The sequence below is a fragment of the Roseococcus sp. GW821-FHT12F05 genome (assembly GCF_058806835.1).
Map to the genome: position 1 here is coordinate 18731 of NZ_JBXAQB010000024.1, position 24408 is coordinate 43138.

General features: G+C 66.6%; 23 protein-coding genes. 10 read left to right on the forward strand and 13 right to left on the reverse strand.

What is annotated here, in order from left to right:
• The first annotated feature begins 3 nt into the window (after positions 1–3).
• Entirely contained in the window at positions 4–1101 is a 1098-nt protein-coding gene (locus AC1ROY_RS32720) for a TRAP transporter substrate-binding protein (protein ID WP_493153146.1), read from the forward strand.
• A gap of 445 nt (positions 1102–1546) precedes the next feature.
• Here AC1ROY_RS32720 and AC1ROY_RS32725 read toward each other — a convergent pair whose 3' ends face one another.
• On the reverse strand, positions 1547–2020 hold the full coding sequence (locus AC1ROY_RS32725) for a MarR family winged helix-turn-helix transcriptional regulator (RefSeq protein WP_493153147.1): 474 nt from the start codon (positions 2018–2020) through the stop codon (positions 1547–1549).
• 113 nt (positions 2021–2133) lie between these two features.
• Here AC1ROY_RS32725 and AC1ROY_RS32730 point away from each other — a divergent pair, with 113 nt between their 5' ends.
• Complete coding sequence (locus AC1ROY_RS32730; RefSeq protein WP_493153148.1) at positions 2134–2559, forward strand: organic hydroperoxide resistance protein; 426 nt, start codon at positions 2134–2136, stop codon at positions 2557–2559.
• Between the two features lie 141 nt (positions 2560–2700).
• Here AC1ROY_RS32730 and AC1ROY_RS32735 read toward each other — a convergent pair whose 3' ends face one another.
• The 6 genes from AC1ROY_RS32735 to AC1ROY_RS32760 all read right to left on the reverse strand — a co-directional run bounded on the left by AC1ROY_RS32735 (position 2701) and on the right by AC1ROY_RS32760 (position 10374).
• Complete coding sequence (locus AC1ROY_RS32735) at positions 2701–4308, reverse strand: ABC transporter substrate-binding protein (protein ID WP_493153149.1); 1608 nt, start codon at positions 4306–4308, stop codon at positions 2701–2703.
• Positions 4309–4337: 29 nt separating this feature from the next.
• Positions 4338–5486: an LLM class flavin-dependent oxidoreductase gene (locus AC1ROY_RS32740; RefSeq protein WP_493153150.1), complete on the reverse strand. Its 1149-nt coding sequence runs from the start codon at positions 5484–5486 to the stop codon at positions 4338–4340.
• Entirely contained in the window at positions 5486–6910 is a 1425-nt protein-coding gene (locus AC1ROY_RS32745; protein WP_493153151.1) for an amidase, read from the reverse strand. The genes AC1ROY_RS32740 and AC1ROY_RS32745 overlap by 1 nt, the downstream gene beginning before the upstream one ends.
• Positions 6911–7003: 93 nt before the next feature.
• Positions 7004–7783, reverse strand: a complete 780-nt coding sequence (locus AC1ROY_RS32750) for an SDR family NAD(P)-dependent oxidoreductase (protein WP_493153152.1) — start codon at positions 7781–7783, stop codon at positions 7004–7006.
• A 92-nt stretch (positions 7784–7875) separates the two neighbouring features.
• Positions 7876–9300: a M20/M25/M40 family metallo-hydrolase gene (locus AC1ROY_RS32755; protein WP_493153153.1), complete on the reverse strand. Its 1425-nt coding sequence runs from the start codon at positions 9298–9300 to the stop codon at positions 7876–7878.
• A 75-nt stretch (positions 9301–9375) separates the two neighbouring features.
• Positions 9376–10374 carry a Bug family tripartite tricarboxylate transporter substrate binding protein gene (locus tag AC1ROY_RS32760; protein WP_493153154.1) on the reverse strand — a complete coding sequence of 333 codons (999 nt, stop codon included), beginning with the start codon at positions 10372–10374 and terminating at the stop codon, positions 9376–9378.
• A gap of 354 nt (positions 10375–10728) precedes the next feature.
• Here AC1ROY_RS32760 and AC1ROY_RS32765 point away from each other — a divergent pair, with 354 nt between their 5' ends.
• Positions 10729–11472 carry a GntR family transcriptional regulator gene (locus AC1ROY_RS32765; RefSeq protein WP_493153155.1) on the forward strand — a complete coding sequence of 248 codons (744 nt, stop codon included), beginning with the start codon at positions 10729–10731 and terminating at the stop codon, positions 11470–11472.
• Positions 11473–11533: 61 nt separating this feature from the next.
• Here the strand turns inward: AC1ROY_RS32765 and AC1ROY_RS32770 are convergent, their stop codons facing one another.
• Complete coding sequence (locus AC1ROY_RS32770) at positions 11534–12466, reverse strand: LysR family transcriptional regulator (RefSeq protein WP_493153156.1); 933 nt, start codon at positions 12464–12466, stop codon at positions 11534–11536.
• Positions 12467–12700: 234 nt separating this feature from the next.
• Here AC1ROY_RS32770 and AC1ROY_RS32775 point away from each other — a divergent pair, with 234 nt between their 5' ends.
• Together AC1ROY_RS32775 and AC1ROY_RS32780 are read left to right on the forward strand one after the other, a co-directional pair.
• Entirely contained in the window at positions 12701–13357 is a 657-nt protein-coding gene (locus AC1ROY_RS32775; RefSeq protein ID WP_493153157.1) for a GntR family transcriptional regulator, read from the forward strand.
• Positions 13358–13498: 141 nt separating this feature from the next.
• A complete protein-coding gene (locus AC1ROY_RS32780) occupies positions 13499–14527 on the forward strand; it encodes a ketopantoate reductase family protein (protein ID WP_493153158.1) in 1029 nt (342 codons plus the stop codon).
• Between the two features lie 50 nt (positions 14528–14577).
• Here the strand turns inward: AC1ROY_RS32780 and AC1ROY_RS32785 are convergent, their stop codons facing one another.
• From AC1ROY_RS32785 to AC1ROY_RS32800, 4 genes are all read right to left on the reverse strand, one after another.
• Positions 14578–15075: a flavin reductase gene (locus tag AC1ROY_RS32785; protein ID WP_493153159.1), complete on the reverse strand. Its 498-nt coding sequence runs from the start codon at positions 15073–15075 to the stop codon at positions 14578–14580.
• 46 nt (positions 15076–15121) lie between these two features.
• Complete coding sequence (locus AC1ROY_RS32790) at positions 15122–15874, reverse strand: SDR family NAD(P)-dependent oxidoreductase (RefSeq protein ID WP_493153160.1); 753 nt, start codon at positions 15872–15874, stop codon at positions 15122–15124.
• A 99-nt stretch (positions 15875–15973) separates the two neighbouring features.
• Positions 15974–17290 carry an LLM class flavin-dependent oxidoreductase gene (locus AC1ROY_RS32795; RefSeq protein ID WP_493153161.1) on the reverse strand — a complete coding sequence of 439 codons (1317 nt, stop codon included), beginning with the start codon at positions 17288–17290 and terminating at the stop codon, positions 15974–15976.
• The gene (locus AC1ROY_RS32800; protein WP_493153162.1) at positions 17247–18152 is read right to left on the reverse strand and encodes a polysaccharide deacetylase family protein; all 906 of its coding nucleotides are present in this window, start codon (positions 18150–18152) and stop codon (positions 17247–17249) included. The genes AC1ROY_RS32795 and AC1ROY_RS32800 overlap by 44 nt, the downstream gene beginning before the upstream one ends.
• A gap of 217 nt (positions 18153–18369) precedes the next feature.
• Between AC1ROY_RS32800 and AC1ROY_RS32805 the strand changes: the two genes are divergently transcribed.
• Both AC1ROY_RS32805 and AC1ROY_RS32810 read left to right on the forward strand, forming a co-directional pair.
• On the forward strand, positions 18370–18507 hold the full coding sequence (locus AC1ROY_RS32805; protein ID WP_493153163.1) for a hypothetical protein: 138 nt from the start codon (positions 18370–18372) through the stop codon (positions 18505–18507).
• A 129-nt stretch (positions 18508–18636) separates the two neighbouring features.
• Positions 18637–19443 carry an MBL fold metallo-hydrolase gene (locus tag AC1ROY_RS32810; RefSeq protein ID WP_493153164.1) on the forward strand — a complete coding sequence of 269 codons (807 nt, stop codon included), beginning with the start codon at positions 18637–18639 and terminating at the stop codon, positions 19441–19443.
• Positions 19444–19509: 66 nt separating this feature from the next.
• Here the strand turns inward: AC1ROY_RS32810 and AC1ROY_RS32815 are convergent, their stop codons facing one another.
• The gene (locus AC1ROY_RS32815; protein ID WP_493153165.1) at positions 19510–20904 is read right to left on the reverse strand and encodes an MmgE/PrpD family protein; all 1395 of its coding nucleotides are present in this window, start codon (positions 20902–20904) and stop codon (positions 19510–19512) included.
• Between the two features lie 478 nt (positions 20905–21382).
• Between AC1ROY_RS32815 and AC1ROY_RS32820 the strand changes: the two genes are divergently transcribed.
• The 3 genes from AC1ROY_RS32820 to AC1ROY_RS32830 all read left to right on the forward strand — a co-directional run bounded on the left by AC1ROY_RS32820 (position 21383) and on the right by AC1ROY_RS32830 (position 24408).
• A complete protein-coding gene (locus AC1ROY_RS32820; protein ID WP_493153166.1) occupies positions 21383–22513 on the forward strand; it encodes an LLM class flavin-dependent oxidoreductase in 1131 nt (376 codons plus the stop codon).
• A 78-nt stretch (positions 22514–22591) separates the two neighbouring features.
• Positions 22592–23320, forward strand: coding sequence for an SDR family NAD(P)-dependent oxidoreductase (locus AC1ROY_RS32825; protein ID WP_493153167.1), 729 nt, complete (start codon positions 22592–22594; stop codon positions 23318–23320).
• 89 nt (positions 23321–23409) lie between these two features.
• Positions 23410–24408, forward strand: coding sequence for a Bug family tripartite tricarboxylate transporter substrate binding protein (locus tag AC1ROY_RS32830; protein ID WP_493153168.1), 999 nt, complete (start codon positions 23410–23412; stop codon positions 24406–24408).

Below are 24408 nucleotides of genomic sequence, written 5' to 3' on the forward strand. Positions count from 1 at the left end.
ACCATGAATCGTCGTGGAATGATGCTTGGGGCCGGCACCGCCGCCGCGGCCGCCGTCCCGCTCGCGACCCCTGCGCTGGCGCAGGCCCAGCCCGTCGTGCGCTGGCGCATGGCCACCGCCTGGCCGAAGAGCCTGGACGCCCTCTACGGCTCCGCCGAGGCGCTCTGCCAGCGTGTCGGCGAGGTGACGGAAGGCCGTTTCCAGATCCGCTGCTTCGCGGGCGGCGAGATCATGCCGCCGCTGCAGGTGCTGGACGGCGTGCAGGCCGGCACGGTGGAATGCGGCCACGTCCTCTCGCCCAACTACATCGGCAAGAGCCCGGCCTTCGCCTTCGACGGCGGCCTGCCCTTCGGCCTCAACGCGCGCCAGCAGGCCGCCTGGCTGCAGGAGGGCGGCGGGCTCGCGCTCATCCGCGCCTTCTACCGCAAGATCAACGTGGTCCCGGTTCCCTGCGGCAATGTCGGAACCCAGATGGGCGGCTTCTACCGCAAGGAGATCCGCGGCGTAGAGGACCTGCAGGGCCTCAAGATCCGCATCGGCGGCCTGGGCGGCACCATCCTGGCCAAGCTGGGCGCCGTGCCGCAGCAGCTCCCCGCCTCCGACATCTACCCCTCGCTGGAGCGCGGCACGATCGACGCCTCCGAATGGATCGGCCCTTACGACGACGAGAAGCTCGGCCTGCACCGGGTGGCACCCTACTACTACTCGCCCGGCTGGTGGGAGGGCAGCGCGGCCATCACCGCGCCGGTCAGCCTCCCCGCCTGGGAGGCCCTGCCCGCCAGCTTCAAGCTGGCCTTCGAGATGGCGGCCAATGAGCAGTACTTGCTGATGCTCGCCCGCTACGACGCCCGCAACCCGGACGCGATGCGCCGGCTGCTGGCCGGCGGCACGCAGCTGCGCATCTTCCCGCGCCCGGTGCTGGAGGCCGCCTACCGGGTCTCCTTCGAGACCTTCGAGGAGATCGCCGCGCAGAACGAGGATTTCCGCACGCTCTACGGACCCTGGAAGAGGTTCCTCGAAAGCTCCAACCCCTGGTTCCGCGTGGCCGAGGCCACCCTGGACGGCTTCCGCTTCAGCCGTGAGGTGCCCGCATCCCGCTAGGCCGCACTCCGGCGCAGATGTCCGTCGCCGGCGAAAGGGCGGGGCTTCTCTGCTGAAGTGACCGTGCCATCAGAGGGCCCCTCTCCGGGCAGCACGCCGAGCTGCTCCGCTAGGATCGCGTCCGACAACACACCGGATGCGCAAAGGACCCACGAAATCCATGAGATGGCGTCCTCAACGATCTCCAAGGCCGGCATCAAGCGGGAGGCGGCCGCGTCAGGCCTAGCATGCTGGCGAGACAGACGGTTGCGACGCGGCGTTGACATCGGGGTTGGTCGCCTGGTGTCAACTTGGTGCGGTTCAATCGTGGAGACCCGATCCGCGCGCGATCCGGCCGGTGCGCAGTTCGCGCGCGGCCTCTCCACTATCGGCCAATGCGGCACGCCACTCCGGCATCGCAGCGAGTGACTCGAAGCAATCCCAACCTGGCGTCATCGCGACGGGATCATCGACCGCGACGATTTGCTGCAGCTGGCGCCAACCCGCCCCCCGGCGCGCGCAATTCCCTCGCCAGCGCCTGCAAAGCGTCGCGCAGCGCGTCGGCGTCTCCCGCGGTCCGGCAGACGAGGCTTTCCCGGATGCCGGCCACCTCCGCCTGCAACCCCCGGCCCTTCGGTGTGAGCGCGATGCTCAGCTGCCGCTCGTCCGCCGGATCGCGCGAGCGGCACACCAGTCCTCGCGCCTCCATGCGCTTCAGCAGCGGCGTGAGCGTGCCGGAATCGAGCCCCAGCCGCTGCCCGATCGCCTTGACCGTTGTGCCTTCGGCTTCCCACAGCAGCACCAGCACAAGGTATTGCGGATAGGTCAGGCCGAGCGGTTCCAGGAGCGGGCGATAGGCCGCGGAGAAGGCGTGGTTCGCCTGATAGACCGCGAAGCAGAGGCGATCCTCAAGGCGGCTGCTGTCAGGGCTTCTCCTCATGGCTTCACACTATCGCCGGATTTTCTTTTGCGCCCGATGAATTTGTGTATGATTAAATTGTGCACAATATGATGCCAGCCATCCCTGGCCATCATCTCCCCAAGGAGACTGCCATGCTCGTCGATGTGAAATACACGACTGAAGCCATCGCCACCGGCGGCCGTGTAGGCCGCTCCCGGACGGCGGATGGAGCGCTGGACGTAGCGCTCTCGAGGCCCAAGGAACTCGGCGGCGCCGGCGGATCCGGCACCAATCCCGAGCAGCTTTTCGCCGCGGGCTATGCCGCCTGCTTTCTCAGCGCGCTGAGCTTCGTCGCGGGGCAGGAGAAGCTCCGCCTACCGGAGGACGCCACCGTCGCCGCGAAGATCGGGATCGGTCCAAGGTCGGAAGGTGGGTTCGGTATCACCGCCTCGCTCACCGTCTCGCTGCCCGGGGTTGAGCATGCGGTCGCCGAAGCGTTGGTGCACAAGGCGCATCAGATCTGCCCCTACTCCAACGCCACGCGAGGCAACGTGGATGTCGGCTTGACTGTTACCTGAAGCACGCACGGGAGATGGCGCTCCGGTCGCGGCACAGACCGGTCCGGCGATTGCGCTTATTTGCCCGTCTTGGGTATCGCGACGGGGCCGTAGCCCCGCCTGATCAGCCTCACCGCGCTGCCGCGCGCGGCAGGCGACCGGTCAACGCCCGCTTCGCTCGATGTTCCACAGCACCGGGAAGCCGAAATCGATCACTCCACGCAGTTCGGCGCGCCAGACGGCCGGGCTCGCGAACTGGCCCGAGACCGGAAAGATCGCGTGGTCGATGGAAACGCGTTGCAGCTCGCCGGCAATCTCGCGTCGGCGGGCCGGATCGCCTTCCGCCTCGAAGCGCTCGATCAGCGGCGTCATCTCCGGCACGCAATAGCCCCAGGGGGAATTGTCGGTGCAGTTGTAGCCGACGGCAGGATTGCTCAACGGATTGGCGAAGTCGAAGCCGGTGTAGATAATCGGCAGCAAGCTCCATCCCCCCTGCTCCAGCGGCCGTCGCTGGATCCAGCGCTGCGCCAGCGACGACCAATCAGAGGTCTGCACATCGAGGTTGAAGCCGGCCTGGCGCAGCCGGTCGATCATCACCAGGCCGATCGGGTTGATCAGCGCGGAATCGCCCGGATGCATCAGCACCACGCGCTCGCCATTGTAGCCGGCCTGGCGCAGCAGCTCGCGGGCGCGGGCGATGCTCGTGTTGCGCATCGGCTCGGTGCCCGTCTCACTCGCATAGAAGGTGCCGCAGGCGTAGATCGAGAGGCAGTCGCGTTGCGCGAACTCCGGCGGCACACCCTCGGCGGCGATGATCTCATGGCGGTCCATAACCTGCTGGACGGCGCGCCGCATCACCACATTGTCGAAGGGCGGCTGGCGATAATTGATACTGATGCCGCCGATGATCTCGGCGCCGCCGCGTGCGCGGGCGAGCACGAGATTGCGATCGCGCTGGAACGTCGGGATGTAGTCGATCGGCGCGTATTCCAGATAGTCCACCTCGCCGCGCTGAATGGCGGCAGCGCGCAGCCCCGGATCGGCCATGTTCACGAACTCGACGCGCTCCATCCGCGGCATCTTGCCGCCGGCGAGGCCATCGGCCGGCTCGGCGCGCGGACGATAGCGCGGGTTGCGGACAAAGACGGTGCGCTCGCCGGGGATCCATTGGTCGCGCAGGAAGAGAAACGGGCCGGAGCCAACCACTTCCGCGACGGGCGTCGTCGGCGGCGTGTTGGCCGCGAGCCGCGCCGGCATGATCATGGGCACCTGCACGCTGGGCTTGCCCAGCGCCTCGATCACCAGGCCGAAGGGTCGCGACAGCTCCAGCACGAAGGTCTTCGCGTCGACGACGCGCAACTCCCTGGTTGCAGCCATCAGCCGCCTTCCCAGGGAATCGCGCTGACCCCAGCGGCGAATGGAGGCGACGCAGTCTTCCGCCGTCACCGGTGCGCCGTCGCTGAACTCGAGGCCGTCGCGCAGCGTGAAGGTGTAGGTCATCCCGTCATCGCTGATGCGCCAGTTGTCGAGCATCTGCGGGCGGAAGCGGCCCTGGCTGTCCATCGAGATCAGCGCGTCGAAGACCATGTAGGAGAAGTTGCGGGTGACGAAGGACGGGCCGGCGATCGGGTCCAGCGTCTGGAGCCCGACGTTGAGGACGAGGCGCAGCGGGCGTTGCTGCTGGGCTTCGGCGGCGGGCGCGACCAGAGTCGTGGCGGCGAGCAGTGCCGTGGCCAGGGCGGCGCGGAGCTTCACGAGGGGAGGAGCCATTCACATCGTCCTTCAGGATGAGAGGTGCGTCACGAAACAGGGGGGAAGGGCTGGCGCAGGCCACGGGCCTCCAGAAGCGGCATGACCTCCGTGAAACGGCCGAGGCCGTCCTCGAAATCGACCCAGGTCAGCAGCACGCCGTCGAGACCCGCATCGGCGAGTTGCTCGAGCCGCTCGGCAATGTCTTCGGCTCGGCCGACCAGGCCGGAGCCGCCGGCTCCGGCCGCAAAACGCTTGCGAAAGGCGCGCACGGCCTCGGGCGATTGCAGGATCTTGGTCTGACCGCCCAAACCCGCGCTCCAGGCATCGAGGCTCGGGCCGTCCTCCCGCTCCACGGCGAAGTGATGGAGATAGGCTTCCGCCTCGGCGCGGGTCTCGCGCTGGACGCAATAGGCATAGGTCCAGACCTGCACCTCACGGCCGTAGTCGCGCCGCGCCATCTCCTTGTAGGCGGCGATCTGGGCCGCGATATCCGCCGTGTCCTCGGACCGTAGGATCAGGAAGCAGACATCGGCGAATTCGCAGGCAAAGCGCTGGCCGCGGTCGGAGCCGCCGGCATTGATGATGGGCGGACCCGGCTGCTGCAGCGGCTTGGGCATCGAGGAGCCCCTGACGATGCGGAAGAAGCGGCCCTCATGCTCGAACTCCGCCTCCTCCCGCCAGAGGCGCTGAATGACCTCCAGCCATTCCTGCAGGTGGTCGTAGCGCGCGTCATGCTCGGCGAAGGACGCGCCGAACATCTCAAGCTCCGGCTTGTTCCAGCCGCCCACCACATTGAGCGCGAAGCGGCCGCCCGAGATGATGTCGATGGTGGCCGACTGCTTGGCCGCGGTGATGGGGTGCAGCGTCGGCGCGTGCGAGGTGGCGATCACCGTCATGTGCCGCGTCGCCTGGGCGATGCCGGCGCACCAGGTGAAGGGGTCGAGCACGACGCCGCTGGGATGCAGCGGCTTGCCCGGGATGTAGCCCTTCCACCGCGCATAGGCGAGGACGGCCTCGAAGCCGAGCTTGTCGGCCATCTGCGCGGTCTGGACCGAAGCCTGCCAGCTGGGGCGATAGGCCTCGGGCACCAGGGTCTGCGCGGCACCCTTGCCGTTGGTGCCGAAGATCCCGAGCTTCATCCGGTTGGCGCTGAAGAGCGCGTTCCGGGCCGGTGCAGGTTCTGCAGGTCCGGGCATCAGACGGAGACCGGTGCGATCTGACGGATGACCCAGGCGGCGGTCGCAGTCAGCGCCGCATCCGTGTGGGGCTGGCCGATCACCTGCACGCCCACTGGCAGGCGGGAGACCGCTAGGAGCGGCAGGGTGATGGCGGGACAGCCGAGCACCGAGGTGCAGGCGTTGAAGGAGGGCAGCCCCGTGGTGTGTGTGACGCCGGAATCCTTCAGCTTGTTGTCCAGGGCTGGCGCGGGGCCGATCGAACTCAGGCTGATCAGGCCGTCGGCCAGGCCCGCGATGGCGGCGAAGGCACGGCGGGCTTCGTCGCGCAGATTGAGCGCGAGGCGGTAGTCGTCGCGGCTCATGGCACGCGCAAGCTCGAGGCGCGACATTAGGCTGTCGCTCAGGCCCAAGCCGTAGCGCTCGATCAGGTTCTCCAGCGTCCAGCGCAGCTCGTAGCCGCAGATGTCGCGGCAGAGCGCCAGGCTGACACCGATCGCCTGCTCGAATTTCTCGATCAGCGGGTTGTCGGTGCGGCGAAGGATCGTGACGCCGGCGTCGTGAAGCTGGCCGAGGATCTTCTCGAAGCCGCCCATGGTGACGCTGTCGGTCTGGTCCCAGCCCTCGCTCTCCATGACGATGAGAGTGGTCGGCTTCACGGCCGCTCGCGGTGCCGTCTCGCCGTAGAGGCCGGGATGGCCGGGATCGCCGCCGGCGCGCCGGGACATCTCGAAAGCGACGGACCACATGTCCTGCAGGCAGCCGGCATGCACCCCGATATGGCTCTGGCTGAAGCCCAGCCGCTCGCCGCGGTGGATGGCGCCGAAGGTCGGCTTGATGGCCGTGTTGGCGCAGAAGCCGGAAGGGCGGATCACCGAGCCCACCACCTGCGAGCCGAGGGCCGCCGGCACCATCGCCGCGCCGATCACCGCGGCGGAGCCCGAGGACGAGCCCCCGGGCGTGTGGTCGGGGTTGAACGGGTTGGTGGTCGGCCCCGGATGCGACATGCCGAGCTCCGTCGTCACCGTCTTGCCCAGGACCACCGCGCCGGCCTGACGCAGCGCCATCACGCTCGCGCTGTCGGCATGCGTCTGCGCGCCCTTGAAAAGCGGCGAGCCGTGCTCCGTCGGCATGTCCTTGGTCTGGAAGAGATCCTTGATGCCGACGGGCATGCCGTCGATCGTCGAGAGCGGCGTGCCGGCCTTGTAGCGGGCGCTCGCCGCATCGGCGGCGGCACGGGCGCCGGCCTCGTTGATGGTGACCCAGGCCTTCACGGTGGGCTCGCGCGCGGCGATCACCTCCAGGCAGCGTTCGAGATAGGCGCGTGGTGTGTCGCTGCCGTCCAGGAAGCGCGGCACCGCATCATGGAAAGTGAGCGGCTTGAATGTCGCGGGATCATAGCCGGAGGCGGGCTTGGCGCTGAGGTTCGTGTCAGGGGGTGTCATGGCGAGCGTTCCAGGGAACCATGTGGAGGGAAAGACGCGACGGCGAGTTCAGCCGTGCATCTGCGTGGGGCGGCGATGGCGCGCGCAGGCCGCTCATCCCATCGCCTCCTCACCGGGCGCACGCGGTGGGTTGCGCGAGGTGAGCCAGCCGCCATCCACCACAAGGACCTGCCCTGTGATGAAGGAGGCATCGTCCGAAGCGAGGAAGGCAGCGACCGAGGCGATCTCCTCGGGCCTGCCAGCCCGGCGCAGGGGCGTGGGTTCGACGATGGCCTTGATGTAGTAGGGCTTCGTCAGATGCTTCTCGGTCATCGCCGTCTCGATCACCCCGGGGGCGATCGCATTGACCAGAATACCGTCCGATCCCAGCTCGGAGGCGAGCTGCCGTGTCAGCTGCGCGACGCCCGCCTTCGCCACGGCGTAGGCGGTGGTGCCGGGGTAGCCGGCGAGGCCGAGCGTGGAGGAAATGCTGATGATCCGCCCACCGGGCCGCGTCAGATGGGGCAGGGCATCGCGCGTGATGCGCAGCACCACCTTGAGGTTGGTATCGATGAAGCGGTCGATGAGCTCGTCGTCGGATTCCATCAGCGACTTCGAGCCGCCGATGCCGGCATTGTTGACCAGGATGTCGAGGCGGCCATAGGCCTTGAGCGCCGCCTGCATGACGGTCCCGCCGGCACCCGGCGCGCCGAGGTCGGCGACGAGGCCCAGCGCATCCAGCGATGCGGCGGTGGCCAGCACGTCCTCGCTGCGATCCACCAGCAGGAGCCGCGCCCCCTCCGACGCCATGCGCTGCGCGATAGCCGCCCCGATGCCCCGTGCGGCCCCCGTGACGATGGCCACCCGGCCGGCCAGGCGCCGCAATTCAGGCAAGACGGCCTCCTTCGCTGGGGAGCGCGCAAGGATGGCCGCCGCGGCGCTTCGTCACATTCAAGCCCGTGGAGAAAGGAGTCGGCATGTGGCCCTCAGGCGTCTTCGCGAATTGCGTCGGGCGCGGATGCGAGGGCTTCAGCGCCGAAATCCCACCAGAGCCCCGCCACGAGGCCGAGACCTTCGCGGAACAGCGAGCCAAGCCCGTGCTCGTTCGGTCCATGCTGGCTGCAGCCGCCATAGGATAAGGGGATCCAGATCACGGGCGTACCGAGCGTTTGCCGGAACAATTCGGAGGGGCCGGAGGCCCCTATATTGGGGACGATGTTGGCGCGCCGTCCGGCGGTCCGCTCCATCGAACGCACAATCCGTTGGACCCAGGGATCATCGGGATCGGTGCGCGACGCAAGGAATTGCTGACGCTCGGTGACGGGGCGGATCTGCACCATGGAGAAGCCGCGCGCATCGAGATGCGCGCGCAGCGACGGCACCAGCCCCTCCGCGGACACATCCACCGTGTGCCGCACCTGGATGCGCGCACGCGCGGAACCTCCGACGGCATTCACGGGATTGGCAGGCTCTCCACTGATCGAGGCGAGCACGACCACGCTGGTCCACATGAAGATCCGCTCGGCCCGGGTCATGCCGGGCTCGCCCCAACCTGGATCGGCGGCGGGCGCACCCGGCAGATCCTCCGTGACGACGGCGGCGCAGGCCGCGCGCACGGCTTCCGGGATGGATTGCGGTGTCCAGCCAGGCACCAGGATGCGCCCGTCCTGCGAGACGATGCTGGCGATCGCGTGGGAGAGGATGACGCCGGGATCGGTCAGCAGGCCGCCCCAATGGCCGGAATGGAAGCCGCCCTCGCGCAGTTCGATGACCAGATCCATGGCGACGCCACCGCGCGTCCCCAGCGTCACTTCCGGAATGGTCGTCGATTGCCGCAGCCCATCGAAGGCGATGAAGACGTCGGCGGCGCAGAGATCGCGGTCGCGCTCCAGAATCTCCTTCAGCCCGGGCGAGCCGGCTTCCTCGCCGGTCTCCACCATGAGCTTCACGTTGAAGCCGAGGCGCCCCCGCTCCGCGAGCACGGCCCGCAGCGCATCGATAGCGACAAGATGCTGGCCCTTGTTGTCGACCACGCCGCGCCCGTAGATGCGATCGCCTTCGACCTTGACGGTCCAGGGATCGAGATCCTTGCGCCACAGTTCGGGCAGGGCGCGCACCACGTCGCCATGGCCATAGATCAGCGCCGTCGGAAGGGATGGATCTTCCACGCGGCTGGCGAGCATCACAGGGCCGTGCTGGGGCTCGGGATTCTTCAGAAGGTGCACGTCGAAGCCAAGCTCGGCCACCATCGGGCCCAGGACATCACAGGCATAGAACTCGAGGTCTGCCTTGTGGCTGGGAGGGTGGCTCTCGGTCGGGACGGCCACGAGTGTCGTGAGCCGATCGACAAAGGTTCCATCGTCGAAGCTGGCTTGCGCGCGCGATATCGCGGCGTCGCGGGTTCCACCCATCATTCAGTCCTTGCACGTGCTCATCTCCGCCGTCGGATGACGGCGGAGAGCGGTTTCCTCGATTGATGCGGCGCGTCAGTCCATCTGGATGCCGGCCGCGCGGATGACGGTCCGCCAGCGATCGGCATCGAAGCGGATGAAGTCCTCGAGCTGGGCGCGGCTGTGTTCCATGCGGGAGAGACCCATCTCGGCCATCTTGCTGGTGAACTCCGGATGGCTGGTCACGGTCGCCATGGCCTGGTTCAGCTTCTGAACCACGGGCGCCGGCATGCCGGCCGGCCCCATCAGCCCGATCCAGCCGTAGAAGTCATAATCGGGCACGCCCTGCGCTGCGATCGGCGTGACGCCCGGCGCGAAGGGCGACGGCTCCTTCGATGTGACGCCCAGCGCCCGCAGCCGGCCCGCGCGGACCTGGTCGGCCACTTCGACGATGGCGGTCGACATCATCATCACCCGCCCCGCCAGCAGATCGCTCATCGGGGAGGACGAGCCGCTGTAGGGCACGTGCGTCAGCTCGACGCCGGTCAGATAGGCGAAGAGCGCGACCGCGAGATGCGCCGTCGAACCATTGCCGAGCGATCCGTAGAAGATCTTGCCGGGATTGGCCTTCGCATAGGCGATGAGACCCTGGATATCGTTGACGGGCAGCGAGGGGTTCACGACGAACAGGTGCGAGCCGATGGCCATCCCCGCCACCTGGGTGAAGCTCCGAACCGGGTCGTAGGCGAGGTTCCGGTAAAGGTTGGGCGCAATGGTGAGCGGCCCGGCATTGGAGATGCCGAGCACGTACCCGTCAGGCGCCTGGCGCGCGATGAAATCCGTCCCCACGGTGCCCCCCGCGCCGCCGCGGTTCTCCACGATGACGGGCTGTCCGAGCACCGGCAGCAGGCGCTCGGCGGCAAAGCGCGCGACGAGGTCCGATGAATTGCCCGGCGGATAGGCGACCACCAATCGTATGGGCTTGTCGGGGAACGCCCCCGTCTGGGCGATCGCCGGCCGCGCCAGCGCTCCGCCCATCCACGCCGCGCCACCCGCGAGAGCGCGCCGCCGATGGATCAATCTCGTCTCAGTCATACAGCCTCTCCTGACCTGGTCGGATGGGTGGCTGGCGCTCCGATTTTTTGTCTTTGGGCCCAGGCGTCACAGCGCCCGGCCGAGGTCGATGCGCCGCAACGTCGCGCAAGCAGGCCGAGGAACAGGCCCTCGGCACCGACCAGCGGAAACGGCGGAACGGCGCTGACCACGGCAGGGCTCCTGTTTCGGGACCGAAGGGCGCATCGCACCCCTCGGGCCGAAGCCTAATGCATCGATCTGATTTTTGACAAGCTGAATGTCATTATGTCAGACAAAAAATTGAATGAGCGAACGACCCCGTGGGTCGAGGTGCCGGCGCTCGCTCCCGGCAGACAATCAGCTAAGGTGAGGCGGATGAGCGGCACGGCGAATCGCATGAGCGAAATGAAGGACGACGCGCTGCTCGTGGCCGGTCAGGCCGTCAGCCTCCGATCCCTGGTGGCCGACCGGCTGCGCCTCGCGATCATCACGGGTCGCTTCCGTCCGGGGCAGCAGTTGCGGGAACGGGAACTCTGTGAGCTGACAGGGGTGAGCCGCCCGTCGCTGCGCGAGGCCTTGCGCCAGCTGGAGGCGGAAGGCCTCATCACCACCATCCAGCATCGGGGGCCTGTGGTGACCGCCTTGACCTCGGAGGAGGTCGGTCAGCTCTACGATCTGCGTCGGGTGCTCGAGACTTTCGCGGCGCGGGAGTTCGCGCGGCTGCGCCAGCCGGCCGACCTCGCGGCGCTCCAGGACGCCATCCGGCAGCTCAACGAGGTGGAGGCCGCGGGCACGCCCCTCGCCATGCTGGAGGTCGGCACCCTGCTCTACCGCGCGATCGCGGCTGGGAGCGGCAATCCTTATCTGGCCCAGGCGCTCGGGGCCCTGCACAACCGCATCGCATTGATCCGCTTCATCTCGCTGCACCGGAGGGATCGCGTGACCAGCAGCTTCGCCAAGCTCCGCGCGCTGAGCGCGGCGATCATCGACGGCGACGAGGCCCTCGCCGAACGGCGCTGCGCAGAGCTGCTGGATGGGGTTGGGGCGACCGCCAAGATGGTTGTCGAGGCCGGATACCAGCTCCCCGGCACCGGCCATGATGCCGGGTTTGCGGCCTGACCCTCGACCGCAGGCCCCCTGCCTTCGGCCGTAAGAGGACACCGCGGAGGGGCGCGACGCGTCAGGCCGCCTGCACCAGATGCCCGTGTTCCGATGCGCCGCCGATCTGCTCCGAGATCACGTCGCGGATGAGCTGGCACAGGCTCTGCGGTTGCGGCCGCTCCGCATGCGAGAGCAAGTAGGCTATTCGGATCAAACTCGGTCCGATAATCTTGCGAATGCGCAGGCGCCCCTGCTCGCACTCCCGCCTCACCACGGCGTAGGGCAGCACGGTCGCGCCCTCCCCGTCCTCGACCGCATTCTTCACCAAGGTCATCGAGGTCAGCACGCTGTGGATCTTGAGCGTGATCCCAGCGATGGCGGCTTCCGCCTGCAGCTTATCGACGAGCTGCCGCGTGAGGAGCGGGTCGGCGATGATCAAGGGCAGATCGGCCAGATCCACGAAGTTGACGGCGGAGCCGATCGCCGGCTCGTCCGGCGCGACGGCTTGAACCAGATAGAGCGCCTCACGCAGGATTTCCTCGCGGCGCACATGGGCCGACACCGGGCCGTCACAGGCAATCGCCAGGTCGATCGATCCCTCCGCCACCCAGTCGTTGAGGTATTTCGACGGGGCTTCGGCCAGGTCGACGCGAAGATTGCTTCCACTCGCCTCGACGCGTTGCAGCAGCGGGCGGGAGAGCATGACCGCCAGGCTCGGCGCCAGGCCGATCTTCACGGTGGCCTTGGCGGAATGGGCACTCTCCCTGAACTCGAGAAAGGCCGAATTCACCCCCGCGAGAATCGTCTCGGCGTGCCGCAGCAGGCGCGCGCCATGCGTCGTCAGAGCCACGCCGCGCGAGTGCCGCGTGAGAAGCGGCACGCCAAGTTCCTCTTCCAGATTCCGGATTTGCAGGCCCAGAGCCGGCTGGGTGAGGTGCAGGACTCCGGCCGCGCGGGAGAAGCTCCCCAGCTCGGCAATCTTGCAGAAGGAACGGAGCTGACGGATTTCCACGGCAGCGGCCTCCATAGATCAATCAGGAAGGGAACGAGCGAGAAGTTCAAATCGGCAATCGCACGTGACGAGCCGATCATGTCACACTTTCAGTCTAGCTGATCGTCTGACAGAATGCGATAAATAGCACTTACGGGAGCGATAAGCTACACTTCCAGCGAGCGCGAATTGGAGCGGATTCCTATGCAAGATGCGGAGCTTCACGTTGCGAGCCAGGCCGTCACGGTTCGGGCCATGGTGGCCAACAAGCTCCGCGCGGCCATCGTCAGGGGGCATTTCCACCCCGGTCAGCAGTTGCGCGAGCGCGAGCTGTGCGAACTGACCGGCGTCAGTCGCCCTTCCCTGCGCGAGGCTCTCCGGCAGCTCGAGGCGGAAGGTCTCATCACGATGATGCCGCATCGGGGACCCGTCGTCGTCGCGCTCACCGCGGAGCAGGTCGATCAGATCTACACGATGCGCCGGCTGCTCGAGACCTTTGCCGCCGGCGAGTTTGCCCGGCATCGCCCGACGAAGCCGCTTGAGGACCTTTGCCAGCTCGCACAAGGGCTCGATAGGGCGGAGGCGAGCGGAGATCCACTCACCATGATGGCGTCGGGGACAGCCTTCTACAATGCGGTCGCGGCTGGGGGAGGCAACGCCTACATCCAGGAGACGCTCCTGCTGATCCACAATCGCCTCTCGGTGATCCGATACCTGTCCCTGCACGACCCTGCGCGGGTGGAGCAGAGCTTCAAGGCCATTCGGGCCATGTGCGGCGCGATTATCGCCGGCGACGCGGAACGGGCCGAGCGTCTTTGCGGCCAACATCTCGACGCGGCCGCCAAGATCGCCAGAGCGATCGTCGAGGCAGGGTACAAGGTTCCCGCAGAAAGCCATCTCGCCGCGGCCTGAACGTCACTGCGCCCGCTCGATGGGCGACGATCACGTCAGGATATCGGCCGCGCAATTTTGTCAGACATCATGATTGACACACGAAGTTGAGCGAGAAACCATCGCAGGGCGGGAAGATCCGCTCACGGCCGGATGGTGTGCATGGACGATTCAATCCTGATTTGGGGAGCCGGCGCGATCGGAGGGACGATCGGCGCCCATCTGGTCCGCGCGGGCAAGCAGGTCACCTTCGTCGACGTGGCGGCGGACCATGTCGCTCAAATGGCGCGCGAAGGCCTTGCGATCGAAGGCCCGCTGGGCGGCTTTGCGGTGGAGGCACAGGCCACCACCCCGGACCGTTTGACAGGCGCCTTCGCGACCGTCCTCCTCGCCGTCAAATCGCAGCATACGGCGGAGGCCTGTCGATCGCTGCTGCCCCGCCTCGCGCCGGATGGCTTCGTCGTCTCATGCCAGAATGGCCTGAATGAATCGACGATCGAATCGATCGTCGGTCGCGAGCGAACGGTCGGCGCCTTCGTCAATTTCGCGGGCGACTATCTGGCACCCGGCCGCATCACCTATGGGCTTCGCGGCACCTTTGCCATCGGCGAACTGGATGGGCGCACCACGCCGCGCATCCATGCGCTCCGCGATCTCCTGCGACTTTTCGAACCCGATATCGTCGTCAGCACAAACATCTTTGGCTTCCTCTGGGGGAAGACCTCCTACGCGGCCGTGCTCACGGCATCGGCGCTGACACACGATCCGATCGCAGACTTTATCGGGGCGCCGAACCGCCGGCATCTGATCACATGTCTCGTGCAGGAAGTGCTGAGCGTCGCCGTGGCGGAGGGTGTCAGGCCTTTGGGTTTCGATACCTTCGAAGCGGACGCCTTCGTGGCGCGCGATGCGGCGGCGATCCATGCGAGTCTCGATGCCCTGGCCGCCTTCAACCGAGGGACCGGCAAGACCCATAGCGGCATATGGCGGGATCTCGCGATCCGGAAGCGCAAGACGGAGGTCGTGGAGCAATTCGATCTTGTCCAGCAGGCGGCGCGCCGGCATGGCCTGCATCTCCCGCTCGCCACCAGGCTTGTCGAGCTCATCAGCGCCATCGAGAGCGGGATCTCGGAACAGGGCGATCACCTGGCCGATGCGCTGGGCGCTCTTGCGACCCAGATCTATCCGTAGCGGCTTCTGCCCAGAAGCTTGATCGTCTTGTCATTCGAGCGACCGGATCGCTAGGCCGCCACGCCCACCCGCCGGTAATCCCGCGCGAAGTACAGCAGCGCCGCATCCACGCCCTCGCCGAGCCGGATCGCCTCGATCTCGGCGAAGACCACGAGATGCGTCCCCTTCTCCACCATGTCCGTGATGCGCCCGTCGAAGGCGACCATCGCGCCGTCGAGCGCGGGCGCACCGGTGGCCAGCGCGCTCCAGCTTCCGTTCTCGAAGCGAGCCTCGCCCTCCACGCCGGTGAAGCCCGCGAAGATGCCCGAGAGCTCCTCCTGCTCGGCCGCCAGCGTGTTCACGCAGAGCACGCCATTGGTGCGGAAGGCCTCCACCGAGGAAACCGTGCGGTTCATGCAGACCAGCAGGGTCGGCGGGCTGTCGGTCACGCTGCACATGGCGCTGGCGGTGAAGCCCGCGCGCCCCGCCGGCCCATCGGTCGTAATGATGTTCACGGCGGCGCAGAGCCGCGCCATGGCATCCCGGAATTCCTTGCGCTCGACGGGCATCACCGCTCCTCACCGCATCTGCCGAAGTTGAATGCCGCGCCGCCCCTCAGACGCGGCCCCCATCCACCGAGAGCACCTGCCCGGTGATCCAGCTCGCCTGCTCGCTGGCCAGAAACAGCGTAGCATGGGCGATATCCTCGGCGGCACCCAGGCGGCCTGTGCTGAGCTGCGCGAGAACCCGGGCCTGGCGCTCCGGCCCCCACCCGTCCCACTGCCGCTGTGAATCGAGGTTCGAAAGAATGAAGCCCGGGGCAACCGAATTGACCGTCACGCCCTGCGCGCCAAGGCCCACCGAGAGCTGCTTGGTGAGGCCGATCGCCGCATGCTTCGCACTCGTATAGCCGTGGAGGCCCGTCAGGCTGGCACGGAGCCCTGCCCCCGACGAGATGATGATGATCCGACCCCAGCCCGTCCTGGCCATGATGGGGGCCGCGGCCTGGGAGAGCCAGAGCGCGCTCTTGACGTTCGCATTCATGATGCGATCCCAGTTCTCGTCCGTGATGCCCTCGAGCGGCACTCCCGCGCCGCCGGATATTCCGCCGGCCGCCAGGGCGAGAACATCCAGGCGGCTCTCCTGAGCGGCGATCTCGGAGACAAGCGCACTCGATGCGGCTCGATCGGAGAGATCGACCACATGCGCTGGTAGGTTCATGGCGCGACCCGCCTCTTCCACCCGCGGATCACGATCCACCAGATGGACACGCGCGCCCGAATCACGAAAGGCGGCAGCGATGGCCTCGCCGATCCCCTGCGCGGCGCCGCTTACGAGCGCGACGCGCCCATCGAATCTGATTTCCATCTCGTGCCTCATTCATGGTGGCTGGGGGCCATCGCGCACCCTTGATGCCTCAGGCTTGGTTGCCCGCCGCTTGTCCCTGCTTCGAGGGGCAACCCGAAGCTACCAGGAATAGTCGCGGGATTCCGGCTGCGACCAGATCCCCTCGCGCTCAAGAATATCGAAGACCGGACCGAGCCGAAGCACCTCGTCCGCTGCCCAGAGGGGCAGCCGGAACAAGACCCCTCGCAAGCCCCAGCGCCGATGGGCCTCGATGAGCTGTTCCGCCACCTCGGCCGGCGTGCCCGTGAAGGCCGGGAACTTGAGGGGCGTCTTCCGCTCATTCCTCAGCTTGCCGATCTGGCCGGTCCATTGCCGACCGGCCTCGTTGTCGAGGCTGGCCATCAGCTCCTCGAACAAGGCTGTCGCCTCGCCTGGCGCGTCGCGAATGAGCAGATCCGCGACGACGAGCGCCTCCGGCGGATACGGCCGGTTCGCCTCGGCTGCACGCCGCGCGAGGTCCTCCCGGACGGCCGTGACGTCGGAGAGGAGCGGCGGAGAGGCGAAGAGATAGTCGCAATGGGTGGCCGCAAACTGACGGCCCCGATCCGATGCCCCCGCGCAGACGAAGACCGGGCGCTCCGGCGGATAGGGCCCCTTCAACTTGCCATGGGAGCGATAGTTGGGCCCGGTGTGCTCTGTGCGGCGCGTTGCGTCCCAGAGTGATTCGATGACGGCGATCGCTTCCTCCGCGGCATCGTACATCGCCGCGCTCGCCGGCAGTTGCTCGAAGCCGAACAGGCTCGCCTCGTAGTCGCGGTAGCCGTTGACGATGTTCCAGCCCCATCTGCCGCCGCTCAGCCAATCGAGATTGGCGCCGAACCGCGCGATATGCGCGGGATGGAAGAACGTCGTGTGCAGGGTCGAGATCACGCCGAGATGCTTCGTCGCCATGATGATCGGCGTGGCCAGGATGAGCGCGTGAATGCCGGGATCCTGGAAGCCGATCCGCGTTCCCTCCTCGGAGCTCGGGGCATAGCCGTCGCCGAGAAGCGTCAGATCGAGGCCGACCTCCTCGCAGGCCCGGGCTAGCGCCAGATGGTTCTCGAGATCGAGAACATCCGGGCTGAGCGCGGAGATCTTCTCCGAGGGCAGCAGGGTCCGCGCGCCCGGCCAGAAGATCCCGAACCGCATGGTCGCGTCCCAGACCCGCGGCTTTCTGGACGAGGCCTCCGGGACGGTGATCGACCGCGACATGGACATTCTTGACATGGGTGCCTCAGCAATTGGGAAGTGGCGACGTCCGGCTGTGCGGGTGTGTCGCAGAATGCTCGCTTGAAGAACGAAATATCGCGGGATCGATCGGTTCGACCGTCCGCGACACTCAATGTCGAGATCAGTCCGCGGCGTTGTCCCGCGCGAAGCGGGCGATCTCGCCATGCGATGCGAACCACACGCTGCCAAGCGACTTGGCGTAGCGGATCAGCTCCTCGACGATCCAGATCCGCGAGCGGTAGGTGATCACATGGGGATGCATCGTGAGCTCGAAAATGCCGCTTTCGGCATAGGCGGCGTCGAGCTCGCGCTTGAAGATATCGAAGACATCCGCGGGCGGCGTGTAGGGGCGCAGGCCCTGAAAGCGGTTCATGATGAAGTAGACCGCATCGTCGCGAACCCACTCGAAGGGCATCTCGACGACGCCGGTCGGCTCGTTCTCCAGCAGCAGCTCGTAGCAATCATCGTCAGCGCCGAGCGAGGAATCGTATTCGAGGCCGATCTCCTTGAGGAGCGGCAGGGTGTTCTCGCTGAAGTCGGCTGAAGGGCAACGGATGCCGTAAGGACGCGTGCCCGTGATCTTCTCGATCGTGTCCAGCGAGCGCAGCATCAGGTCGCGCTCTTCCGCCTTGGGCAGGATGGAATTGAGCTCGTGAATCCATCCGTGGATGCCGATCTCGTGACCTTCGGCGACGATGCGCCGCTGCTCATCCGGATGCAGGAGCGCCGTCACAGCCGGCACGTAGAAGCTGGCGGGAACATCGTATTTCTTCAGGAGCGAGAGAATGCGCGGGATCCCGACGCGGTTTCCGTACTGACCCCAGGCCAGGCGCCCGATCGACTTTCCGCCTTCGCGCAACTCGCTGGTCTCGTGATCCGAATCGAACGACAAGGCGATCGCGCAGCGCGCGCCGCCCTTCCACGCCACGGGCTTCAGGCGGCGCCCGGCCCGACACCGATCCACCAAGCGACGCCACGTCTCCTCGGGCCACTGCCAAGGCTCCGACTTCTGCTCATCCAAGGCCACGCGCGATCCTCACCGATGTCTTCGATGGAAGAGACGCTAGGTGCGCGGGTGAAGGCGGTCCAACTCGAATTTCCTACGGCAGCTAAAAGCCGGGCTTTTGCCTTGTCATTTCCAAGTAAATTTCGGATAATTTAATAATATTCCACAATTACGGCGCCGATAATCCGAACTTCCAAAGTCTATATGGTTTCCCCGATGAGGCTTTGGAAGGTATCTGATGCAGCATGACCTCAATCTGCATCTCCGCCGTGATCGGCGACAGCAGGTACCGCTCGAAACCGGTGTCGGCGTCGCGAAACATCTGGCATTGATCCTGGCGGACACCGGCGGAATCGACGGTGCCGCGGGACGATAACAATCCCGTCAACGCCACCGCCGGTGAGCAGGCGATGCAGTCGCTCGCCGGGAGCCGGTGCCCGTATCGTCGGACCTGATCCGTGAGGAGGAACACCCTTGATGATCTCAACGAATGGGGGTCCGTGACGTGAAGAAGATCCATTCGGGCACCAACATTGCCCGCTATCAGATCGGCGACGTGACCGTCGTGGCGTTGCGCGATGGGTATGTGGACATGCCTGCCAGCCGGCTGCGCCGTGAGGGCGATCGGCCCTTCGGGGCACAGCTGCCTGCGGAGACGCTCGTTGACGGAAGGCTACGACTGTCCGTCAACGCCTACCTCATTGTTGAGCGCGGTCGGCATATTCTCATCGACACAGGCGCCTCCAACGCGTGGGAACCGACCATGGGGTTGCTGCTCGTCGCGCTCGCCGAAGCAGGGATTGCCCGCGAGACAATTGACACGGTGGCCTTCACGCACACTCACATCGATCACGTCGGTGGCCTCGTGGCACCGGATGGATCCGAGGCCTTTCCGAAGTTGTCTCACCTCTACGTCCCGGAAAACGAGATCCCGCTCTTCGGGCGTCATGAAAGGCTGGCGCGGTTCGCCGGCCGATGCCAGGCCTTTGGAGACGGATTTGCCCTGAGCAGCAGCACCACCGCGGTTGCAGCCCATGGTCACGAGCGGGGGCATACGGCCTTCGAGGTTCATGAGGGAGGCGAGACGCTGCTGATCTGGGGCGATATCGTACATGTCCCGTCGATCCAATTTGCGTGGCCGGAACTCACCTGGGAATTCGACGCTGACCAGGCGGCGGCGCGTGCGAGCCGGCAAAGAATCCTCGATCGGGCCGCAAACCCGTCCGTCGCTGTCGCTGGCGCGCATCTCGATTTTCCCGGAGTGGGCCACGTCAGTCGAGCCGGCAAGGGCTACGCGTTCTCGCCCATCTAGCGATCGGGCGATCCGTGGAAATTCCCTCAGCCGATTGGCGTCCTTGCGGCAGCGGCAAGCACACAGTCACAGGGTGAGAGCTGCGCAAACCTCCCCGGCGGAGTGTTTCTCGACAGTCCGGAGTGTCGTCAGCGCAGCGCGCGCCCGGCCGTCGCCCAGAACGGGGCTCACCAGCTGCAGGAACTTCCGGTCCGCATCCGCGTCGCTGAAGCCGCCTGCTTCGGGGCTGCCCGCGGGCTGTACGACATTTGCTGTCAGCGTCTTGCCACTCGCGGTCAGAACGTCGACGCGGACAGGGAGCTCGGCCTTCTCGAAATAGGCTTTGTCGAACTCCGGCTCATGGACGAGCTTCACCGTCTCGACCAGGCGGCGCACCTCGGGATCGCTGAGCTGCGCCTCGCGCAGGCCGAGCTCCGGGGAATGACCCGCCAGCTCGAGGGCCGCCACGTAGCGCGCGTTGAACTGCGCATCGACGATCGTTGCGGGCGGATCTCCGGCGAGGCTGCAAGCCAGTTCCCGGAAGCCCGTGACGTGGACCTTCTCCACCACCTGCCCTTCGAGCTCCGGCTTCAGCGCCCGGATCGCATCGATCATGGTGTGGGTCCAGCGGCAGCAGGCATAGGGCTTGAAGCCGACGTCGTGGATCAGCCAGAGCTGCCCCAGAGCCTCGGTGGCAAGCTCCGGGCGGTATTGGTCGGAACCGCACATGATCCAGAAGCCGTGCGGCCCATCGAAGATCTCCGGGTCTCCATGGTAGCCGCGCAACGCCAGCAGCGCCGAAAGGACGGCCGTCGAGCTCGCGATGCCATAGGGATTCTTGACCCAGGAATAGGGCCGCGCCGCGTTGAGGAATTTGCGGCCGCTCGGTAGCGGCGCCTGCGCGCCGGTCAGGCCGAAGGCGGTGCGGATCCGATCGGCCGGCAGCTTCATCAGCTTCGCGGCCACGGTCGCCGCGCCGAAGGCCTGCCAGGCGGCATAACCCATCACGGCGGCTGTGCGAGCAGGTGAAGGCCGGACAGCACGCCCGATACGCAGGGAGACCTCGAACCCGGCGATCACGGCGTTGAGCAGCTCGGCGCCCGACGAGCCCTCCGCCATCGCCACAGCGAGCGCGGGCGGGACCACCGTCGCACCGGGATGCGAAGGTGCGCCGGCGCGAAAGGAATCATCGAAATCCAGGGCATTGGCGGCCTGCGATCCAAAGCAAGCCGCGGCGGTAACGCTGAGCTTCCGGTCGGTGCCGGGGATGGAGATCGTGCCCTCGCCAGATTCTGCCGCCAGCACGTCGATGAGGATGCGCATGGGCTCTAGTTTGAGGCTGCCGATCAGGCAGGCGACGCTGTCGATGATGCAGGTTTTTGCGTGCTGCTGGATGATGTCGGGTACCGCGCCAAGCTCGATTTCGGCGACCCATTCGGCCAATCGGGCGGCCGTCGTCGGCAAAGGGGCGATGGCATTCATGGGCGATCTCCGAGCGGTGGGTTGTGGGTGTTCAGGCACGCGGGCCGACGCCTGGGCGCGATCTCTCGCGTGCACTGCGAATGCTCGGGCACGGCGCTTGAAGATTGCGGCGCGCGATGTTGGGGCGGGGCCGATCCGTTGCCGGTCTCCATGACGCCACGACCAGATCGTTATCCGCGGTGCCCGCCACACCTTCTGTGCGCTCCAAACGGCGCGACGCCCTCTCGCTGGCTCTGACCATCCGTTGAGCATCTCGATTTTTGTCATACAAACTGTCAAACAACTTGTCAATCAACAATAGCGCCGATAGTGTCGCTCTTGAAGGGCGCGGATGGGCCGTTGCCTGGCAGTGAAGTCCACTGAGCTGGAGCCATGCCGGACATCCGTCCGCTCTTGCCGCTGAAGCTCCGCACGCCCCGAAAGCGGCCGCGGAAGCGCATGCTTGCAACTGCCGCCGACCATTTCGGGAACGATTGAGATGCTGGATTCGACCGCCACGAGAGCGAACTCGCGCAAACCGCGGAACTGGGATGGCTCGATGCGCTTCGGCCTTTTCTGGCCGAAGGCGCGGACGATGCTGCCTTCCGCCAAGATGGCGTCGCTCAATCCCGACCCGCTGGACCTCGAGATCCATCTCGCCTTGGCGCGTGCCTGCGAGGAGGTTGGTCTCGATCTCGTCCTGCTCGGCGATGGCTACGCCCCGAGCTCCGAGGAAGGCAGCAGCTATGGCTTTCAGGACCCCTCCGGCCACGCGATCATCCTGTCGGCACCGCTGATTCAGGCGACGAAGCATCTCGGCGTCATCACGACGCTGCACACGCAATTCTTCCATCCGGCGCAGATCGCGCGCTTCGGCTCACATTTCGACTGGCTGAGCGGCGGGCGTTGGGGCTGGAACATCGTCAACGGCTATCGCGACTACGAGGCGAGCCTCTTCGGCATCGAGAAGCTGCCGGACGGCAATGCCCTCTATGACGCGGCGGAGGACGCTGTGCACATCATCGAAGGCGTGTGGAACGGCAAGGGTCGGGTCGACTACGCCGGTAAATACTTCAGCTCGCGGGGCAAGATGCGAGGCCCCTTCCCGCCGGAGCGCCCCGTTTTCGTCTGCGCAGGTGCGTCCGAGCGCGGGCGGCGGTTCACGGCGACCCATTGCGACTATCTCTTCGCCTCGCCGGCCTCCCTCGCCGACCTGCCCGCCGTGCACGCTTCGCTGCGCGAGCATGCCCATGCGGCTGGGCGGTCCAGCGCACCGGAGGTTCTGGTCGTCGCCGACCTTCTGGTTCGCGACGAGCCAGGCCTGGCCACCGGCATGATGGAAGACCTGATGGGCAGCATCCAGGGCGAGTCCGGCAAGCAGTGGGCCGCACAGATGGCGGTGCTGCGAAAGAACCCGAACACGCCCAGCCAGTTCCCGGCCTTCGCGGGCACGCCGGCCGAGATCGCCGAGCAGATCCTGGCGGCACGCGCGCAGCATGGCCTGAACGGCATTCTCTTCCGGCTGCCGCTGTGGTCCGCGGAAGAGATGCTTCGCGTGCGGCCTGTCTTCGACCTGCTCGCCAAGGCCGGCGTGTGGGTGGCTCCGGAAGCGCGCGCCCATTCCTGGTGATGGCCATCAGTCAGACCGTGCCGGCAGTTCCGTGGCGTCATTGAAGGATGGGTGATGAATATCAGGTTTGACGGGCGAGTGGCGCTGGTCAGCGGCGCCGCGCAGGGAATCGGCCGCGCCATGGCCGTGGCGTTTCGCGATGCCGGCGCGCGGGTGCATCTGGTGGATCTCGATCCAGGCATCGAGCAGGTTGGCCGCGAGCTGGGGATGCCGTCTCATGTCCAGGATCTCTCGGACCAAAGGGGTTCCGCAGCGCTGATCGGCAAGGTGGCGGAGGCGGAAGGCCGGCTCGACATCCTTGCCCTCGCGGCGGGCGGAATCTGTGGCCTTTCGGACTTGTCTCTGGCGGACATCACCGACGCCAACTGGGACCGCATCATGGGCGCGAATGTGAAGAGCGCGATCTGGCTTTCCCAGGCCGCGGCGCCCGTGATGGCCAAGGCCGGCTGGGGCCGGATCGTCATCATCTCCTCCGGCGCCGGTCTGCGCGCCAGCCGGACGGGGCTGCATGCCTATACCTCGTCGAAGCATGCGGTCATCGGGCTGACGAAACAGCTTTCCGTCGGGCTTGGCGGGAGCGGCATCACCGTGAATTCGGTTGCGCCCGGGCTCATCCCCGCGACCCCTGACGCCCGCCGGCAATGGGAGGGCTACAGCGCCGAGAAGAAGGCTCAGGTCCTGTCGCAGCTCAGCACCGATCGCCTGGGCGTGCCGGAGGACATCGCGAGTGCCACCCTGTTCCTCGCGAGCGAACAGGCAGGCTGGATCACCGGACAGGTGGTCTCGGTGGATGGCGGCCGCGCCTAGCGCGAGGCGGTCTGACGGCACGTGCGGGCGCAAGCCCCAAAACAACCTCAGAGGACGCTGGCACTGAACCGTCGTCGGGAGACCTTACAATGAACTCACGCAGCTTGATGACTTCCACGGGCCGGCGCGCCCTGCTCGCTGGAACCACCGCCGCTTCGCTCATACAGCCTGTCCGCGCGCAGACAGGCATCTGGCCGGACCGGCCGATCCGGCTCGTCGTCGCCTACCCGCCTGGCGCCGTCTCGGATCTCGTCGCGCGCTTTGCCATTGAGCGCATGACGACATTGCTTGGTCAGACGGTGGTCATCGACAACCGGTCGGGCGCTGGCGGCACCGTCGGCACAGAGTATGTCGCGCGCTCGCAGCCGGACGGCTACACGCTGGTCGTTTCCACCTCGGGCCCATTGACCATTGCGCCGAGCCTCTATCCAAGCCTTGGCTACGATCCTCTGAGGAGCTTCACGCATATCGCGCCGCTCGCGATCGGACCGCATGTCTTTGTGGTGAATCCGTCCTTGCCGGTGCGCAACATCCAGGAGCTGATCGCGTACGCCAAGGCCAATCCCGGCGCTTTGTTCCATGGCTCCTTCGGCAATGGATCGAGCTCCCACCTGGCAATGGCGCTTTTCGCGAATCTGACGGGCATCGAGCTGACACATGTGCCCTATCGCGGCTCTTCCGCGGCGATGGGCGACCTGCTCTCTGGGCGGCTCATGCTGATGTCCGACACCGTCATTGCGACGCGGGACCTCGTGCGAGACGGCCGGCTGCGGGCCTTAGGCGTCACCTCCCGAGAGGCCTCGTCCTTCATGCCGGGACTTCCGTCGATCGCGCAGCAGGGCGTGCCGGACTACGAGTTCTACGGTTGGCTTGGCATCGCGGGCCCAGCCGGTATTCCCGCACCGATCGTGCAGAAGATCCATGAGGCGGTGACGACGGTCACGCTCCACCCGGATTTCGACCGGCGGATGGCCGATTTCGGCCTGTCCCGCATGCCGCACAGCCAGGCGGAACTCGAAGCCTTCATCGCGGCCGATGCCGCGCGCTGGCGGGATGTGATCCCAAAGGCGGGCATCCGCCTGGACTAG

What these genes read in the sequence shown, in the direction of transcription:
- AC1ROY_RS32720 (WP_493153146.1), top strand. Translation starts at nt 4, where the DNA reads ATGAATCGTCGTGGAATGATGCTTGGGGCCGGCACCGCCGCCGCGGCC.
- AC1ROY_RS32725 (WP_493153147.1), bottom strand. Translation starts at nt 2,020, where the DNA reads ATGAGGAGAAGCCCTGACAGCAGCCGCCTTGAGGATCGCCTCTGCTTC.
- AC1ROY_RS32730 (WP_493153148.1), top strand. Translation starts at nt 2,134, where the DNA reads ATGCTCGTCGATGTGAAATACACGACTGAAGCCATCGCCACCGGCGGC.
- AC1ROY_RS32735 (WP_493153149.1), bottom strand. Translation starts at nt 4,308, where the DNA reads ATGGCTCCTCCCCTCGTGAAGCTCCGCGCCGCCCTGGCCACGGCACTG.
- AC1ROY_RS32740 (WP_493153150.1), bottom strand. Translation starts at nt 5,486, where the DNA reads ATGCCCGGACCTGCAGAACCTGCACCGGCCCGGAACGCGCTCTTCAGC.
- AC1ROY_RS32745 (WP_493153151.1), bottom strand. Translation starts at nt 6,910, where the DNA reads ATGACACCCCCTGACACGAACCTCAGCGCCAAGCCCGCCTCCGGCTAT.
- AC1ROY_RS32755 (WP_493153153.1), bottom strand. Translation starts at nt 9,300, where the DNA reads ATGGGTGGAACCCGCGACGCCGCGATATCGCGCGCGCAAGCCAGCTTC.
- AC1ROY_RS32760 (WP_493153154.1), bottom strand. Translation starts at nt 10,374, where the DNA reads ATGACTGAGACGAGATTGATCCATCGGCGGCGCGCTCTCGCGGGTGGC.
- AC1ROY_RS32765 (WP_493153155.1), top strand. Translation starts at nt 10,729, where the DNA reads ATGAGCGGCACGGCGAATCGCATGAGCGAAATGAAGGACGACGCGCTG.
- AC1ROY_RS32775 (WP_493153157.1), top strand. Translation starts at nt 12,701, where the DNA reads ATGGTGGCCAACAAGCTCCGCGCGGCCATCGTCAGGGGGCATTTCCAC.
- AC1ROY_RS32780 (WP_493153158.1), top strand. Translation starts at nt 13,499, where the DNA reads ATGGACGATTCAATCCTGATTTGGGGAGCCGGCGCGATCGGAGGGACG.
- AC1ROY_RS32785 (WP_493153159.1), bottom strand. Translation starts at nt 15,075, where the DNA reads ATGCCCGTCGAGCGCAAGGAATTCCGGGATGCCATGGCGCGGCTCTGC.
- AC1ROY_RS32790 (WP_493153160.1), bottom strand. Translation starts at nt 15,874, where the DNA reads ATGGAAATCAGATTCGATGGGCGCGTCGCGCTCGTAAGCGGCGCCGCG.
- AC1ROY_RS32795 (WP_493153161.1), bottom strand. Translation starts at nt 17,290, where the DNA reads ATGGCGAGATCGCCCGCTTCGCGCGGGACAACGCCGCGGACTGATCTC.
- AC1ROY_RS32805 (WP_493153163.1), top strand. Translation starts at nt 18,370, where the DNA reads ATGCAGCATGACCTCAATCTGCATCTCCGCCGTGATCGGCGACAGCAG.
- AC1ROY_RS32815 (WP_493153165.1), bottom strand. Translation starts at nt 20,904, where the DNA reads ATGAATGCCATCGCCCCTTTGCCGACGACGGCCGCCCGATTGGCCGAA.
- AC1ROY_RS32820 (WP_493153166.1), top strand. Translation starts at nt 21,383, where the DNA reads ATGCTGGATTCGACCGCCACGAGAGCGAACTCGCGCAAACCGCGGAAC.
- AC1ROY_RS32830 (WP_493153168.1), top strand. Translation starts at nt 23,410, where the DNA reads ATGAACTCACGCAGCTTGATGACTTCCACGGGCCGGCGCGCCCTGCTC.